Genomic DNA, 16524 nt, shown 5'->3' with positions numbered 1-16524 from the left:
GTGGCTACTATGCATGATGCTACCGGCTCATGCGCAAATGCCGCCAGTGGCAGAACATGCAATACATTCCTTGTCTGAAGCCGATAAGCAGCTTGATGTCCTCACTGCGCTGGAAAAGCGCATTGATATTACCCTTCAGCAGGATAAGGCAATAACTACCGTAACCACAATCTGGTTTTATCCGACGAAGTCTTCCGTTCAGGACTCAGGGTATGAGTCGGTTTACTACCGCCCTGACATTGAAACACTGGATATCTTATTTGCCGGAAGTATTTCGCCGCGTGGCGAGGTGCGGGAAGTAGACGCGCAGAGCGTGAAAGACGTTGAATCTGATACTTACAACACCTTCACGGATACCAGGCAAAAGATTATCTCGTATCCCGGGCTTCAGGCTGGTGGAGCCTCTGTTATTCAGTATCAGATTGTGCATCCGCTGTCAGCAGACGACGACTGGTCGTCTTTGTTCCGGCCACAATTACACGCCAACACACTGAAATATGAACTGCAGGCCTCGTGGACAGATGAAAGGCCGCTCGTGGTAGCGAGCAACAGCAATGAGGTTACATGCGAACAGGCGGGTAATACGTTTCGCTGTGCCGGTGAAAACATACTACCAGCCGCGCCGGATGAAGAGGTTAGCTGGAGCGATGAGTTGGGCCAGATTGCATTGAGTACGCTGGATGACTGGCGTGCGGTGCAGGATATTGTGCTATCAGGGTTCAACGATGCCATGGAAAATAGTGCTGAAGTGGCGTCGCTGGCGCAAACACTGACCAAAGATGCCATTACGACAGAAGAGAAGATAGCCGCTATCTACGAGTTTGTGGCCCGGGATGTGCGTTACGTTTCTATGTCTGAGGCCGGGCACGCCATCGTACCGCATCATGTCGATTCCACCATTGCTAACCGTTATGGTGATTGCAAGGATAAGTCAGTCTTGTTGCTGGCACTACTGCGGGAAATTGGTATAGAAGCTAACCCGGTATTGGTGGCGACGGAGCGGCGTGAGCCCGAAAACGTATTATTACCTTCGGTTTCAACCTTTGATCACGTTGTGGTTTGCTTTGAGAATGACGCCATGCGTTGTCTTGATCCGACAGATGCCTACACGCCATGGACGGATATTTCAGACTGGATCCAGAACCGCGTGGCATTACCGCTAAACGGTGAGCCGCAGTTAAGCGTTATACCTGCGGATCAGTATCGCTGGAAACTGGAGGCGTCTTCCGAAATTGCTTTTACCTCTGACGGTGGTCAGACGGAAGTGCAAACGGTAACCTATCTGAATGCCTATGAGGGGCAGATCCGCAGCAAACTTGCCGGACTCGGAGAGGGTGAACGTCAGAAATGGGCCTCAGAATTGTACGAGAGTATTGTTTCTGAGGGGGCCAATCCGGAATTTTCGTTTCATGGCATTAATGAACTGACTGCTGACATGCGAAGCCAGTCTAAAACCACGTTCTCGCCTTACTTTTCGGCTACGGACGGGTTTTTACTGGAAGAGTCAGATGCGTGGATCCAACACGAGCTGGCGACCTCGAAGATTGAAAATACACGGTATGATGTCCATTTCCCTGGAGCGCATATCACGTCGACTTACGCTATGACTTTTCCGGCATCCTGGCGCATTAGCCGCAAGCCCGTTGAACTCGATTTTGAACATGTTTTTGGAACCATGCATCGCGATGTCTCGCATCAGCAACCGCGTGATGGACAGGAAGTTCTGAAAGTCATAACCAGGCTTCAGATCCCAGCGAGAAAACTGACAGCAAAAGAATTTGACCAGTTCAATGCGTTTATATCAGCACTGTCTGACTACAGCCTTATCACGTTCGCTGGTTCCGCCACGAAGTAGGGTGGGTTTTCACCCTACTCGGGCTGGTGCATAATGGATACATGAATTATTTTGCGCACCTTTATCTTGCACAGCCTACCAATGACTCATTTATGGGCAATTTGCTGGGCGATTTTCGTAAAGGTGAAGACACCAACCTCTATTCGCCGGCAGTTCAGGCCGGTGTGCAAAATCACCTTCTGGTGGACAGACTTACCGACAACCATCCAGCGGTAAGAAGTGGCAGAGCTCTGTTTTCGCGTGACACCCGCCGTTTTTCCGGGGTCGCCCTGGATGTTTTGTTTGATCATTACCTGATAAGTGAATGGCAGCATTATCACACCGAGGACTTTGACAGCTTCAAAGCGCAGTGTTACCGCCGTCTGTCATTGCGATTACAAGCAATGCCCCCTTCCATGCAGCCTGTCATGACGTCGGTTATTGAACGTGACTGGTTTGGACATTATGCCACCTATGATGGCACGTTGCAGGCCATTGAGAATCTTGCCCGGCGCGTGAGATTTCCGAATCAGTTTGCACGAATAACGCAGGAAATTGCCCACCATGATAAGGAACTAAGAGAAGGTTTTCGTGTCTTTTTTCCCCAACTTGTCGAGGAGGTAAAACGCCGGAATATAGAGAATGGTTAGGTGCACTGAAGCAATAGCCGGATATATAGCAGTTACTCGCTAGCCGGCAGGGGGCAGCCTGCAGTATGCTATAGATGTAAGCGAAGGTTTGCCGCAATCTCTTCTCGCAGCGAGTCAGGTACCTGCCACGCTTTTGCCAGGCTGTTCCATTGCGAGACATGTTCTACGGTGCTATCAATTACCGCATCGATTTTCTTCCTGCGAAACAACGGACTTAACTTCTCGAGGCTGTAAAAATCGTCCCGACTGAAGTCGTCACGTTTTCCGTTTAATGACATCCAGTGGCTGTTTACCCACTTGCTCCCGGGTTTGTAACTGTAGGCCAGGTCATAAGCAGGGGCTAGCGACCAAGTATCGCCTTGCAGCATGAAGGCGACGTTTTTGGCATGATCATCATGGTTGCGGGCGACGATATTAAATACCATTCGTTGTAGCAACTGCATGGCATCACTGGCTGGCAATCGCAATTGTCTGGCGGTTTCAAACAACTCGGCGTACGAGAATGCCCCAGGCTTCCTATAATCGACATGGGCTATACCATTTAGTGTCTGAACATGGATTTTCTGATTGCCGGTCCGGTCAAAACGCTGGGTAAGAAAATGTCGTCGATCGCCTTCCTGCAGTAATCTGCACGGCATCATATCGATGCCACAACGCGTTGCCATTAAATGATAGACATACTCCATTGCACCAAAACCTAACGGGTCACCGAATGTTTCCTTATTTTGGTTGTGCTCATTTACACCATCAAACTTCATCAAATAATGTGTAAATCCTTCGGGGATAGTGGTTTGTCCTGAACGCACCTGCGTGAAGTCGTTGTTGAATGCCAGTACCGCTTTTGGTCGGGCACCGCCTGCGCTCATGCCTACAGAAAGTAACTCCATCATCGCTTCACGATCTTCATGGCCATATTCGCCCAGCTTCACCTCAAAATCTCCTCTGGTATCGAGGATATCCTGTGCAATAGCTACTAACGATTCTATTTCTAACTGCTGAGAGGCGTTGAGCCGGCGAAGTCGGGTTGCGGGATAATACTCCAGGGCTCCCATACCTCTGCTTCCGGTATATTGCAGGCGCTGTAATGGCGAGATATCTGTTGGGGATTTGCCCTGATTCGCCACCCAGGCATTCAATACGGCGTTGCCAAAGTCATCAGGCAGCGAATCGGCAATCATCCCAGGCAGCCCTTTGAATGTCTCATATGACAATTCGGGAAAACTGTATATGCGCGTCGACAATGGCATTTTCAGTGGCGCTAGCTCAATACCGGTTTTAATGAATGATGGCGTATACTCGAACGCACCCAGTCCGGTTTCGGTGTCAAAACTCAGCGCACCGATATCATGGTGCTGGTAAGCAACCTGTGTGACCTCCATTACCATTCGGTGCTATCTCCGGTGTTTTCTTCGCGTTGACCGGATGCTCGCTGACGTTTTTTACCCTGTAGCTTTGCTAACTGAATCGGGGAGAGTTGTGGTTTAGGCAAAAATAAATCCAGGTGCTCAGTAAGTGAGAGGGCCTGCATGATTGCCACAAAATTTTCTAACTGCGCTTTGCCTTTCTCTGCATTGAGCACTGTTTTGCGGGCAACACCTGCGCGTAGCGCCACGTCGCTCTGGGTGAGGTTTTGATTCAGTCGCGCTTGTTTCAGCCGTTCACCAAGTTCTTCACACAATGCGTGCGGGCTAATTGAGCTCATAAAGTTCCTGCATAGTTACTTTGCTGACGATTTTTAGTATTAAGTGTCTATATTAGGACGTTATAGAATATTTATCAATTTTCGTTAAAGTTACTTATTGGTTACTTTATTCGTTTTTTATTAGTCAAGGTTCAAATTTAGGTACTTTGCGAATTTTGAGAGTGTGGCGCCATCAGCAAGATGGCGCGAAAGACATTATCGTAAGTCTTCGGGATCGCCCGCAGGTTCGGTAGTACCGGGGATTTCCGGATGCACTTCAACGCCTTCCACCTCTGGGGCATCAGGTTGCGTGCGCGATGCAGAAGCGATAATAGGGCTGTCACCATTGAGCAAATCCTGCAAAGTGCCCGATTTCGCATCAACGAGGCCAACTTCACGCAGCATCGCATCAACGATTGGCGCATTCGCACGATACTGAAGCGCAGCATTGGTAACCTGTTCAGCCATTCCTCCTGAACCGGACGTAGACATTGATGCGCTGCCATCGCCCTTACCTGAGGCAACCCCATACCCCTGAAGAATTTTAATGCCGTCAATATTTTCAAGCGGTTTAACGGCATTAGCCACAAGCTCGGGCAGAATTTTGAGAATGGCAAGCGAACGTTGCAGATCAATTTGTTCAGTTTTCAGCGAGTTTTCTGCTTCGTAAAGTGCCTGTTTACCCGCAGCTTCCACAGCCAGCACTTTCTCATCGGCTTCGGCCTGTAACATTTTTGATTCCGCGCTGGCTTTGGCTTCAGTCAAAATGGCTTCGGCAGCATTTTCTGCAGCTTCTTTTTTCGCAGCAGCTTCTACCGTAATACTTACCGCTTCCCGCTCTGCTTCTTTGCGTGCATCAATCACTTCGATTTCTTTACGACGATTGGCTTCGGCCACCTGTTTTGCGGTGGTGACCGCTTCCATTTTTTCTACCTTGGCTTTCTCGGCTTCGGCAGCCTTGGCTCTTGCAGCCGATTCCTCTTCGGATTTAATGGCAACTGCTATTTGCTTCATTTGCTCAGCAACTTCCACCTCTTGTTGCTGGCGAATACGGGCTTGCTCAAGAGATTGACGCTTAGCAATTTCCTGGGTTTCGATTTCCCGGGATTTTTCAATCTCTGCTGCTTCAATAGCTTTTTCTTTGGCAATCGCGGCTTCACGCTCTTCGCGCTCTTTCATCTCGCGCTGCTTGGCGATTTCTGCTTTTTGTTCCTGGCGTTTAAATGCCAGGATCTGTTCCTGTTGTAAGCGGGCTTCTTCTTCATCACGTTTTACATCCAGCGACAGTTTTTCCGCTTCGAGGTTTCGCTGTTCGATTAAAATCCGGTTCTCCTGCTGGATATCATTGGTCTCTTTGCGTTTCTGCTCAATGATTTTCGCCAGGCGTGCGCGACCTTCAGCGTCGAACGCGTTGTTCTCGTTAAAAAAGTCGAGATCGGTCTGGTCAAAGCCGGTTAAACTGACCGATTCAAGTTCCAGACCATTTTTCTCCAGGTCGTTAGCCACGCTCTGTTGCACTTTCTGCACGAAGTCGGCACGTTGCTCGTGCATTTCTGTCATCGTCATTTCTGCAGCAACAGCGCGCAACACATCGACAAATTTCGACTCCATGAGTTTCTTCACTTCTTCAGCGCGCGTGGTTCGCGTTCCCAGCGTTTGCGCCGCCATGGAGATACCGCTGGCATTTGGTGCAACCCGCAGATAAAAATCTGCTTTTACATCTACGCGCATGCGATCTTTGGTAATGAGTGCGTCTTTTTGCGTTTTTTCCACTTCGATGCGCAGGGTATTCATGTTGACCGGGATCACTTCGTGAACCACTGGCAGCACAATGGCGCCGCCGTCTTTAATCACTTTCTCCCCACCCAGGCCGGTGCGTACGAAGGCCGTTTCTTTGGTGGCGCGGGTATAAAGTTTGGCAAAAATGAGCCCCATGGTGAAAAGGGCAATAACGACTATGCCGATGATAGTTAACATCATTGGCAGGTTAGATGTGGATAGCGTTTCCATGTTACTTCTCTTTTTGTAATCTACCTATAGCGCGTGGCTAACCAACTGCGCATTCCTTTTTTCACCAGAATGATGCGATCACCCTGGTTAAACTGCTCATCCGCTTCAAAGGGCTCAACTAACACATAATGTGGTTGTGAAAATTTGTCCGTGAATTTCGCTTCCGCGGGGTTTCCCTGTCTGGCAATGCCAATGGTGATGTTGGCGGTAGTACCGACATAGTCATCATCTGCGAGGGCACTGGATTGGCTTTTAGGAAGAACACGTGAGATCAACGCGCCAAAGCGGGCGGTAAGTATGACAGCGGCAGCAAGAGAGACGGAAATGGAAAGCCAGGGCGGAGTCATGCCAGACATTAACTGTGCATAAGCGTAATTAGTAAGGTATCCGCAAATACCGAAGATGGTAAGGAAGATGACTACCCAGATCATCAATGGGAGTTTATCAAGACTCAGCCAGCTGGCCATCGACATCATACTGTCTGCGGGCATATCAACATCGGCATCGACACCAGCGATATCATCGAAAACGCCCAACACAGAAACGCCAACAACCAGCCCGATGAACTCAATAATGAAAAGAATTATGACGACACCGATAGCCACGCTGAACCAGAAATTGGCGTCGTTGAATAGAAAATCTGACATGATCACCATCCTTGATGAAACAACACTTCCTGAGTTATACCATAAGCGAGCGATGTTGCCAGTCAAAAAAGAACAGTTTTTAGACAATGCATTGTTTTATATACACAAGTCTTTTGGCTGGAAGGGAAGGAAAGGAGACAACAGCGTCTCCAAAAAGCAATATCGACGAGCTCAGTGCGCGTGGTCTCCACGAAGGGCCTGTCCATGTTGGTTGTAAAATCCACTGGCTCCGGCCTCAATAAAGCCCTGGTTAACCATGTTGGTGAGAAAGGGATCGGTGTGATCATCACCAATGTCCGCATAGTCAGTGCTTTTGAAGTCTGCCCGCGCATCGAAGAACGCCTCGATCATTGTCTGGTCATGACTGACTGAATGAAGCGACCAGCGCTTTTCCATACCAGACTGGCTGACAGTAAAACTGCTAATCAGATTCAGCGCAGGTAGCCAACTGAGGGAAATCCTGCCGTCATCAGATTGTTTCTCAAAAGTTTGTATGACGTCACAGCCGCTACCGGTTTCACTGATTTTGGTTAGCTGGTCGAAGAAGGTTTCACTGACCAATTGGTAACGGTAAGGCCAGTCTGACTCGACTTTTCCGTGGATACTTTCTCCTGGTTGATATTCAATAGCGCGCTGATGAGCATCAAAGTAGCGGGTAGGCTTGATCAACGTATTTCTGACCAGTGTCCAGGCTTCAGTGATTTGGGTCTGAGGATATTGATGCGCTACGTTGTTGTTGTTGCGCCACAGGTTCATTGACAAGGTTTTTTGCGTCTCACCATGATAGGAAACGTCGATAGTATACTGCGCTTGAAGCACGCTTGCCTCGGCGTCGCACTGCAGCGACGTTCCCGACAGAAGTGAAGCAATCAGCAAAGGTGCAAACATGGTTATGTCTCCAGAAATTGGGAGCCCGTTACAGGCTCCCTGAGTGCAACAATAATTTATTCAACAACCGTGTTGGCCTGTTCGACCAGGTTGCCCGCGTAATCCATAATATGGAAAATCACGCTTTGCTCGTTGGTACCGTTTACCAGAAACGCACCAGGCCCTTTGGCGTAAATGCCCACATCTTCACCAGAGTGTGTTTCCGAACTCATGGGAATCAGTGCTTCCTGGTGGTAACCCGGTGTTGTGGTATCTACGTCGGTAAGGTCTTTACGGCCGGCGTCTGGTGCTGCAGCGTAACTTGCATCTGAGTCAGTCTCGTTACCCAGGTTACGGTAACCCAGGCCATTGGTGTAACCCAGCGTCGTGTATGGCTGACCATCGGCAGCCGTCGCCGGTGCATCACTGCCCACGTTAACGACTTTGCCCAGAATCGGGTTGCCGCGTTTTGGGTAGCCTGCAATTGTGAATACATGACCGTGGTCGGCAGTGACGATAATAAGCGTATCGTCGTCATTGGTCATGTCATCCGCTACCGCCACGGCGTCAGCAAATGCCAGGGTATCGTGTAGCGCACCATAAGCATTCCCGGCGTGATGCGCGTGGTCAATGCGACCAGACTCGACCATCAGGAAGAAGCCTTCGTCGTTGTTATCCAGCACACTAATTGCCGCTTCCGTCATCTCTGCAATGGATGGCTCGCCAGCAACATCGTTGCCACGGTCCGCCTCATACTGCATATGCGATTCGTTGAACAGCGCGAAAACGCGTTCGGTGGTTTCTGTGTCCAGGCCATTGAAACCTGCCTGGTCGTACACATAGACACCGTTGGTGTACATGGCTTGCCATTCTGCGGTGAGATCGCGTCCGTCGGTACGATCCCCTTCCACTTCACTGACCGCATCAGGGCTGTTAAACGCAGCATCACGCGGCAGGAAATGACGGCGTCCGCCGCCCATCACCACTTCAATACCGTCAACATCTACGCCACTAAAGCGACTTTCCAGGTTGGATTCAAAGTTAACCAGTTGCGAGGCAATATCAGTACATCCGGCGGTAACCGCAGCTTCCGGCATGTCAGAGATATCTTCCCAGTTGCGGTCAGCAGATTTTGCATAGGTAGCCGCTGGTGTCGCGTGAGTGATACGTGCTGTAGAGATAATACCGGTTGATTTTCCTGCGATTTCAGCAATTTCCAGCGCCGTTACCAGCTCATTACCAGAAACTGTGCTGCAATCGGCACGTTCGATATCTTCATCTACACCAATGACACCGACATCGGTTTTTACGCCACTCATCATCGCCGTCATGGTACCGGCAGAATCCGGGGTTTGAGCATCAACATTGTAGGTTTTAGACAAGCCCGCAAACGGGAAACGATCAAAACTCAACTGGTTTTCTTCACCAGCCATGCCTTTCATCTGCCCATCTAAAATACGCGCTGCCGTTACGGTGGAAATGCCCATGCCGTCACCAACAAACAGGATCACGTTTTTCGCCTGACCGCGCAATTCGGCAACCGATGCCTGCATTTCCGCCTCCGAGTTAACCTGATACTGATTAACGCCGGCGTTGCTCATGGTCGAGGCAGTACCGGTGGCTTCCATCCACACCTGCTTATTGTTTTCTACTTCAGCCGCTGCCTGAATAAACCAGTCATTGTTCAGTGAAGTCAGTAGCTCACCGTTATTGATGTCGGGGGTTCCTGGCGCACACACATAACTGGTGTCGGCAATTTCGTCCTCGCTTAACTCGCCGTCGTCGTTAGCATCCTGGCCAGAGTCAAAACGTACGCCACTGTTTGGACAGTTTGCGTCGCCTACCGGCAAATCTGTCTGCACTGTCAGACTGCTTACACCAGGAGCGCCGTCTGCACCCTGTGCCCCGGTATCGCCGTCATCACCTTCCAGAAAACAACCGCTTAATCCGGCAACTGCGATAGCAATTGCACTGTATTTTACTATTTTCATGATGCTCTCCACTTATTCTTTGATTAGGCCAAGCGCCTGGTTAACCAGGTGGAAAACAACATTTTGTTCTACCACGCCTTGTACTAGCTGACTTCCCGGTCCGGTTGCATGCAATGAGATATCTTCGCCGGAATGCGTTTCTGAGCTCATGGGGATCAGGGCTTCCTGATGATAGCCGGGCGTCGTGGTATCAACGTTGGTGATGTCCATGCGACCGGCGTTAATTTCCATTGCGTACGCTGCATCTGAATCGGTTTCACTGCCCAGATTCATGTGACCCAGACCGTTGGTGTAACCAAGAGTGGTATAAGGCATGCCGTCAGCAGCGGTGGCAGGCTCTTCACTGCCAACGTTTACCACTTTGCCAAGAATGGGGTTACCACGTTTAGGGTAGCCGGCGATAGTAAATACGTGACCGTGGTCGGCGGTAACCAGGATCAGCGTTTCTTCCGGATCCGTATTTTCATACGCGGCTTTAACCGCCGCTTCAAACGCGAGAGTATCAGTTAACGCACCCGCAGCATTGCCCGCGTGGTGAGCATGGTCAATACGGCCTGACTCAACCATCAGGAAAAAGCCTTTTTCATTGTTATCCAGTACGCCAATCGCGGCTGCTGTCATTTGTGCAATAGAAGGTTCGCCGGCAACGTCGTTAGCGCGGTCTGCTTCATATTGCATGTGTGACTCGTTAAATAAGCCGAAAACGCGTTCGGTAGACTCGGTGTCCAGGGCATCAAAGCCAGCCTGGTCATACACATACACTCCGTTTTCATAAAGGGTTTGCCATTCTGCGGTTAGGTCACGCTCATCAGTGCGATCGCCTTCCACTTCACTCACCGCGTCTGGGCTGTTAAACGCTGCATCATTGGGCAAAAAGTGGCGACGTCCACCCCCCATTACCACTTCAATGCCATCTACATCGACGCCGTTATAACGGCTTTCCAGGTAGGTCTCAAAGTTAACCAACTGGTCGGCAATATCTGCGCAGCCCGCGGTAACCGCTTCTTCAGGCATGTCAGAAATGTCTTCCCAGTTTCGATCTGCTGATTTCGCATAGGTGGCTGCAGGGGTGGCGTGGGTGATTCGGGCAGTAGATATAATGCCGGTAGACAAGCCTTTAATTTCCGCAAGCTCCAGTGCCGTGACCACTTCATTTCCGGCAACGGTTGCACAATTGCCGCGCTCAATGTCCTCATCAACGCCAATCACACCCACATCTGTCTTAAGACCTGACATCATGGCTGTCATGGTGCCGGCAGAGTCCGGAGTCTGGGCATCAACGTTGTAGGTTTTCACCAGCGCACTGTGTGGAAACGCTTCAAACGTCAGGTAACCTTCTTCACCCGGGTTACCCGCCAGCTGCCCCTTGTGAATACGGGAAGAAGTCAGGGTCGACACACCCATACCGTCACCGACGAAAAGAATCACATTCTTTGCTTTGAAACGATTATTGGTTTCCAGCTTTGTCATTAGTCTGCTTTGCGCATCGGTATACCAGGCATTATCTGCCTGATATGCAGGTAACACGTCAGCGTGCAGGCCGGTAGACACAGCCAGCGCAATACCGCTTAGTGCTGCTTTCCAGTTACATTTCATGTGTAGTTCCTAGTTTTCATTATTAACAGGGACTGTGGTGCCCTGAGTGCCATTTACTATGACTTGCCAGGTGAGACGGCAGATGGGTACAGCGATAATCCCTTATCTGACTTTTTGCGTGGCGAGCCGAAAAATCATAATGAGGGTAGGGAGTTAAAATGACGATGCGTTGACACTTGTATTAATGCTTCGTGTCAGAAATGTGAAGCTCCGATGTCAGTTCGGCGTGCACGTGCAAGGCTTTTCGAAGAAGTTAACCAAACAGTCAGGGCTTGATGTGTGTTCTTAACCTTTTGAATTTTATAGATAAAGTTGTTGTTTATTCAGAGTCAAAGGTGCGCGACTGCAAATCGATGGTGTCCGGGCTGACCAGCAGTACGCTACCCTGATCATACCAGTCTCCCAGTACGATGCGTTTCGCGGGTGACTTGTTGATGGTTAACTCATGAATGGCGGGACGATGCGTATGGCCATGGATCAACTGATTCACGCCAAAGCGCTCCATCACATTGACGACTTCCTGGGGGGTGACATCCATTATCTCCGGACGTAAATGGCGCTGATTTTCTTTGCTCTCTGCGCGCCCGTTTCTGGCAACCCGTCGGCGATACCATAACGGTAATGCCAGCATCAGTCTGGGCCACCACCACCCGCGCGATTTCTTGCGAAATTTCTGATAGGCCACATCCCGGGTACATAGCTCATCACCATGGGTAAGCAAGGTAGGCGTGCCGTAAAGATCAACGACAGTCTGCTCGGGTAACAGTGTCATACCCGCCTTTTTCAACCAGGTCTGCCGGATCGCAAAGTCACGGTTTCCATGCATGAAATACACCGGACAATGCTGACTCTGTGCTTTGAACGCTGCCGCAATATCCTCGTTAAACGGGGTGATATCATCGTCACCAAGCCATACTTCAAATAAATCCCCCAAGACATAGAGCGCTTCTGCCTGTTTTGCGTCATTAGCTAAAAACTGCTTCAGGCAAGCGGTGATATCGGGTCTGTCTTCGCTTAGATGGAGATCGGCAATAAAGTAGGTAAACGGCATGTGGCGATTTCAGTACAGGGAAAGGAGAAAGGGCAAGCAGATGTTGCCCTGATAAAGAGAAAGCGATTATTCAGTAACTACCGCTTTTTCGATGACCACCGGTTCTACCGGCACATCCTGATGAAAACCGTGCGAGCCGGTCTTAACATTTTTGATTTTTTCGACTACGTCCATGCCGTCAGTAACTTTGCCAAATGCACAGTAACCCCAGCCGTTCACTGATTCGCTGGTATGGTTCAGAAAATCGTTGTCTTTAATGTTAATGAAGAATTGTGCAGTAGCTGAATGCGGATCATTCGTTCTTGCCATGGCAATAGTGCCCGCTTCATTACTTACACCGTTGTTGGCTTCGTTCTGGATTGGCGCTTTCGTTGTTTTTTGATCCATGTCTTCTGTAAATCCACCGCCCTGGATCATGAAGCCATCGATAACACGGTGAAAAATCGTACCGTCGTAAAAGCCATCTTTCACATAACCCAGAAAATTTTCTACTGTAGCAGGGGCCTTGTCCGTGAACAGTTCCAGCGTGATGTCGCCGTAATTTGTCTTAAATGTAACCATTTTTAATATATTCCCAGAATGGCAAGATTAACTCAGAAATAATGGTAGCCTAATATACACCGGCTGAAAACCACAACACGTTATGTTGGCCAAAACAAAGGCTGTGACTGCGTCACACTGAATGCTACACTTTGCGCCCATTTGTCAAAACAGGAAAAGATACCCATGTTGCACCTCTACAATACCCGTACCCGTGAAAAAGCACAGTTTGTGCCGCTTGAAGAAGGGAAAGTGGGCTTGTATGTGTGTGGGATCACAGTATACGACGTAAGCCATATGGGGCATGCACGCACTTACCTGAGCTTCGACATTCTGGTGCGTTATCTGCGCCATCTTGGGTTTGACGTGAATTACGTGCGTAACATTACCGATGTGGATGACAAAATCATTGCGCGCGCTAAGGATAATAACGAAAGCACCGAGAGTCTCACCAAACGCACCATTGCCATGATGCACGAAGACTTTGGCGCAATTAACCTGCTGGAGCCAGACATCGAGCCCACGGTTACCGGGCACATGGACGAAATCATCGACGTCATTCAGAAGCTGATTGATAAAGGTTTTGCCTATCAGGCGCAAAGTGGCGATGTGCTGTTTGATGTCAGTCAGTATCCGGACTATGGAAAACTCAGCAAACAGGATTTAGAGCAACTGAACGCGGGCGCGCGGGTCGAAGTGGCAGCAGGAAAAGATGATCCGCTGGATTTTGTACTGTGGAAAACCGCGAAACCAGGAGAACCGGCATGGCAATCGCCGTGGGGTGAAGGCCGTCCGGGCTGGCATATCGAATGTTCGGCAATGAACCACAAGCACCTTGGCGCCCATTTTGACATTCACGGTGGTGGTTCAGACTTGATTTTCCCGCATCATGAAAATGAAATTGCACAGTCGTGCTGTGCATTCGACACCCCGTATGTGAATGTCTGGATGCACACCGGCATGGTGCAGGTGAATGATGAGAAGATGTCCAAGTCGCTGGGGAATTTCTTTACTCTGCGCGATGTATTAAAAGAGCATGATGCCGAGTCACTCCGGTTCTTTTTGATGTCAGCGCACTATCGCAGTCAGTTGAGCTACTCGCTGGATAACCTGACGCAGGCTAAATCCGCGCTGGAGCGCCTTTATACCGCACTGCGTGGCGTTGCTGTTGATGACGGCGTGGAGCTTAGCTATGGTGGTTATCTGGCGCGCTTTGAAGCTGCCATGAATGACGATTTGAATGTTCCGGAAGCCTTTTCCGTATTGTTTGATCTGGCCAGAGACCTTAATAAGCAGAAATCAGATCCTGCTGAGGCCGGAAAGCTGGCGGGGGTACTCAAAGGACTTGGCGGTATTTTAGGTATGTTACAGTCGGAACCGGATACCTATCTGCAATCCGGCAGTGATAATGACGCAGAAGAAATTGAAGCGCTGATTAAGCAGCGTAACGATGCCCGTGCAGCAAAAGACTGGGCCGCTGCAGATGCAGCCCGAGACGCACTTACAGCGAAGGGCATTGTACTTGAAGATGGCCCGCAAGGGACGACCTGGCGACGTCAGTAACAACAGTGTCGATAAGACCTGCACTGGTATCGCTTTCGTTTTAGCCATGTCAGTGCAGGAAAGGGGGGCAGGCAATGAAACAAAAAATAGTATGGTTTGTCGTGTTCTTATGTTTTTGCATTACCGACGCCCACGCTGACAACGACACCCAGCTCCCTGTACTCCAACTTGGCACATATCAGGATCACGTTTCTACGATCAACGCCTTCATTGATTTGCACGGCTGCCAGTCATTGCAGAACGCGAATATTGATGAAAACCAAATCCTCACTGAATACCTGATTTTCTGCAATGCGCTGGCGCGTGTTGATGCACACTATGATATTCGACTAACCGGTTACCCCATTAATGAGCGCATGCTGGATGATCTCGCTTCAGGCAATCTGGATGCCACAGCCGTGGGGGTATGGTCAAACGAGGTAACCGACGACAAACTGAGCCTGGCGGCGCCGCTGTTTCGCGAGTTTGAATTTGTTAAGGGGCTATACACCACCTCCACTATGGTGGATAAGTTTACCACTTTTGACGACATCACCCGAGCGCTGACACTGACAAATCAGAACTGGCACCTTGACTGGGAGCTGATGAAATGCGCCGGGTTTACGCTAATCCACGTGAATCAGTATGAGTACATGTTCAGCATGCTGGCGCGCGGCAGAGGCGAACTGATACCTCTGACTTTTAGCAATAAACCTCGCATGCAGCGACAGCCTTTTAACACACCGTTATATCCGCTGGAGGGCTACAAGCTTGTGTTTCCAGACACATCGCACTTTGTATTAAGGAAGGACAACGCTGGTACTCCTGAATTGCAGGAGCAGCTCAATAGCGGTCTTGCTATCTTACGGGAAGAAGGTGCAATTCAGTCTGTTTATCAAAGACTGGGATTATTAAATCAGCGCGTAGCTAACTGGCAGACGATTCAGTGTATGGATGGTGCGGTAATCACACCGACTCGCTGACATTCCTGGGCAGCGCCTTTGCGGAGGATGGCTGAAACTCTCTGTGGCAGCGGTAAAACAGGTAGGTTATTTGTCCTTTACTGCCGGGTTGTCCTGCGGAGGAGCCTGAATGTCAGTTACCGGCAACGTCTTTTCTTTGGCAGCCAGTTCGTCTTTCCAGCGTTGTTGAGCTACGTGTGCTTTTACCAGTTCCAGGCACTCGTTGATAACCTGAAGTACCTCTTTATCCAATTCGTCAGCTGTAGGCGTATAGTCGTGAAAGCCAGCTTCGACGAAGCGGTCAATTTTCGAGGAATCCAGGTCGCTTAACAGGTTAATCACTGACGCGGTAACGATATCTGTTACCGCCGATTCAAGCGTATTTTCGATGGTTTTGCCTACCACCGGCACATATTGTAGCGTTGATACCTGAGAATTGCTTTTTACTGCTTTTCCTACACTTTTACGTACATGTTCACGAATGGCTTCGCCATGTTCACTGTCGCTGATTGACTGACCAAAGTGGTTCATGACTCCCGCTAACCACTCGGTGAGGATAGCTCGCCGTGGAGCCAGCACTTGTCGGGTAATATCATCAACCAGTGGCGAGCCGGCAGAGATATCTTTTTGTGCATCGCTTAATACTTTCACTACGATGCGATCGCTTAACTCCTCAACAAACACGTTATAGTAAAAGCTGAAAAATCGGAAAATCGCGGTCTGGTTCAGATCAATAATCTGAAATTTGTGTAGCCGGTGCAAAATCGAGAATATTCGCAGAAAGCGGAATATACGGGTAGCGCCCAGTGGGATCAGGCCAATAATGTCGTACCAGTGCAGAAACGGGAAGAAATACCAGCGCAAATGCTCTTTGCGAATAATCGACACTACCCAGCGAAAGCAAAACTCGGCAAAGAAAATGGCGATGAAGACGAAGTCCACCAATATAAAATTATGGTGAATGGGATCGTAGGCGTCGGTGAAACCGGGAAAAAATGTGGCTAACTGGCTAAAGACAAACTCCGTGGCATACAGCGCATCGAAAATTAGCCACGCCAGGTTTACCAGCAATAGCCCCAGCATCACAAGGTCGAGAATTAACCAGGGCGTCTCATGGCTGTTACGCAAGTTCTCCCGGTTAATCCTTAACATA

14 protein-coding genes are annotated in these 16524 nt (G+C 49.6%); 4 read left to right on the top strand and 10 right to left on the bottom strand.

Annotation, left to right across the window (positions count from 1 at the left end; translation table 11 throughout):
• Positions 1-13: 13 nt before the first annotated feature.
• A complete protein-coding gene (locus tag ACLBLI_RS12045) occupies positions 14-1855 on the top strand; it encodes a transglutaminase domain-containing protein (RefSeq protein ID WP_414827851.1) in 1842 nt (613 codons plus the stop codon).
• Between the two features lie 41 nt (positions 1856-1896).
• Entirely contained in the window at positions 1897-2484 is a 588-nt protein-coding gene (locus ACLBLI_RS12040) for an ACP phosphodiesterase (protein WP_414827850.1), read from the top strand.
• 68 nt (positions 2485-2552) lie between these two features.
• Here ACLBLI_RS12040 and ACLBLI_RS12035 read toward each other — a convergent pair whose 3' ends face one another.
• From ACLBLI_RS12035 to ACLBLI_RS11995, 9 genes are all read right to left on the bottom strand, one after another.
• The gene (locus ACLBLI_RS12035) at positions 2553-3869 is read right to left on the bottom strand and encodes a type II toxin-antitoxin system HipA family toxin (protein ID WP_414827849.1); all 1317 of its coding nucleotides are present in this window, start codon (positions 3867-3869) and stop codon (positions 2553-2555) included.
• The gene (locus ACLBLI_RS12030) at positions 3863-4186 is read right to left on the bottom strand and encodes a helix-turn-helix transcriptional regulator (protein WP_414827848.1); all 324 of its coding nucleotides are present in this window, start codon (positions 4184-4186) and stop codon (positions 3863-3865) included. Before ACLBLI_RS12030 ends, ACLBLI_RS12035 begins: the two co-directional genes overlap by 7 nt.
• A gap of 195 nt (positions 4187-4381) precedes the next feature.
• The gene (locus tag ACLBLI_RS12025; protein WP_414827847.1) at positions 4382-6175 is read right to left on the bottom strand and encodes a flotillin family protein; all 1794 of its coding nucleotides are present in this window, start codon (positions 6173-6175) and stop codon (positions 4382-4384) included.
• A 20-nt stretch (positions 6176-6195) separates the two neighbouring features.
• Positions 6196-6822 (bottom strand): OB-fold-containig protein, encoded by a 627-nt coding sequence (locus ACLBLI_RS12020; RefSeq protein WP_414827846.1) that lies wholly within the window; start codon positions 6820-6822, stop codon positions 6196-6198.
• A gap of 171 nt (positions 6823-6993) precedes the next feature.
• A complete protein-coding gene (locus ACLBLI_RS12015; protein ID WP_414827845.1) occupies positions 6994-7710 on the bottom strand; it encodes a hypothetical protein in 717 nt (238 codons plus the stop codon).
• Positions 7711-7766: 56 nt separating this feature from the next.
• The gene (locus ACLBLI_RS12010; protein ID WP_414827844.1) at positions 7767-9680 is read right to left on the bottom strand and encodes an alkaline phosphatase; all 1914 of its coding nucleotides are present in this window, start codon (positions 9678-9680) and stop codon (positions 7767-7769) included.
• Positions 9681-9692: 12 nt separating this feature from the next.
• Positions 9693-11276, bottom strand: a complete 1584-nt coding sequence (locus ACLBLI_RS12005; protein ID WP_414827843.1) for an alkaline phosphatase — start codon at positions 11274-11276, stop codon at positions 9693-9695.
• A gap of 319 nt (positions 11277-11595) precedes the next feature.
• The gene (gene lpxH / locus ACLBLI_RS12000; protein WP_414827842.1) at positions 11596-12327 is read right to left on the bottom strand and encodes a UDP-2,3-diacylglucosamine diphosphatase; all 732 of its coding nucleotides are present in this window, start codon (positions 12325-12327) and stop codon (positions 11596-11598) included.
• 66 nt (positions 12328-12393) lie between these two features.
• The gene (locus tag ACLBLI_RS11995; RefSeq protein ID WP_414827841.1) at positions 12394-12888 is read right to left on the bottom strand and encodes a peptidylprolyl isomerase; all 495 of its coding nucleotides are present in this window, start codon (positions 12886-12888) and stop codon (positions 12394-12396) included.
• A gap of 165 nt (positions 12889-13053) precedes the next feature.
• Here ACLBLI_RS11995 and cysS point away from each other — a divergent pair, with 165 nt between their 5' ends.
• The gene (gene cysS, locus ACLBLI_RS11990) at positions 13054-14430 is read left to right on the top strand and encodes a cysteine--tRNA ligase (protein WP_414827840.1); all 1377 of its coding nucleotides are present in this window, start codon (positions 13054-13056) and stop codon (positions 14428-14430) included.
• Positions 14431-14504: 74 nt separating this feature from the next.
• Positions 14505-15392, top strand: coding sequence for a hypothetical protein (locus ACLBLI_RS11985; protein WP_414827839.1), 888 nt, complete (start codon positions 14505-14507; stop codon positions 15390-15392).
• A gap of 66 nt (positions 15393-15458) precedes the next feature.
• Here ACLBLI_RS11985 and ACLBLI_RS11980 read toward each other — a convergent pair whose 3' ends face one another.
• Positions 15459-16523, bottom strand: a complete 1065-nt coding sequence (locus tag ACLBLI_RS11980; RefSeq protein ID WP_414827838.1) for an ion transporter — start codon at positions 16521-16523, stop codon at positions 15459-15461.
• Position 16524: the final 1 nt, after the last annotated feature.

The organism is Alteromonas sp. H39 (assembly GCF_047556435.1).
GTDB lineage: Bacteria > Pseudomonadota > Gammaproteobacteria > Enterobacterales > Alteromonadaceae > Alteromonas.
This window is presented reverse-complemented; position numbering and strand designations above follow the sequence as displayed.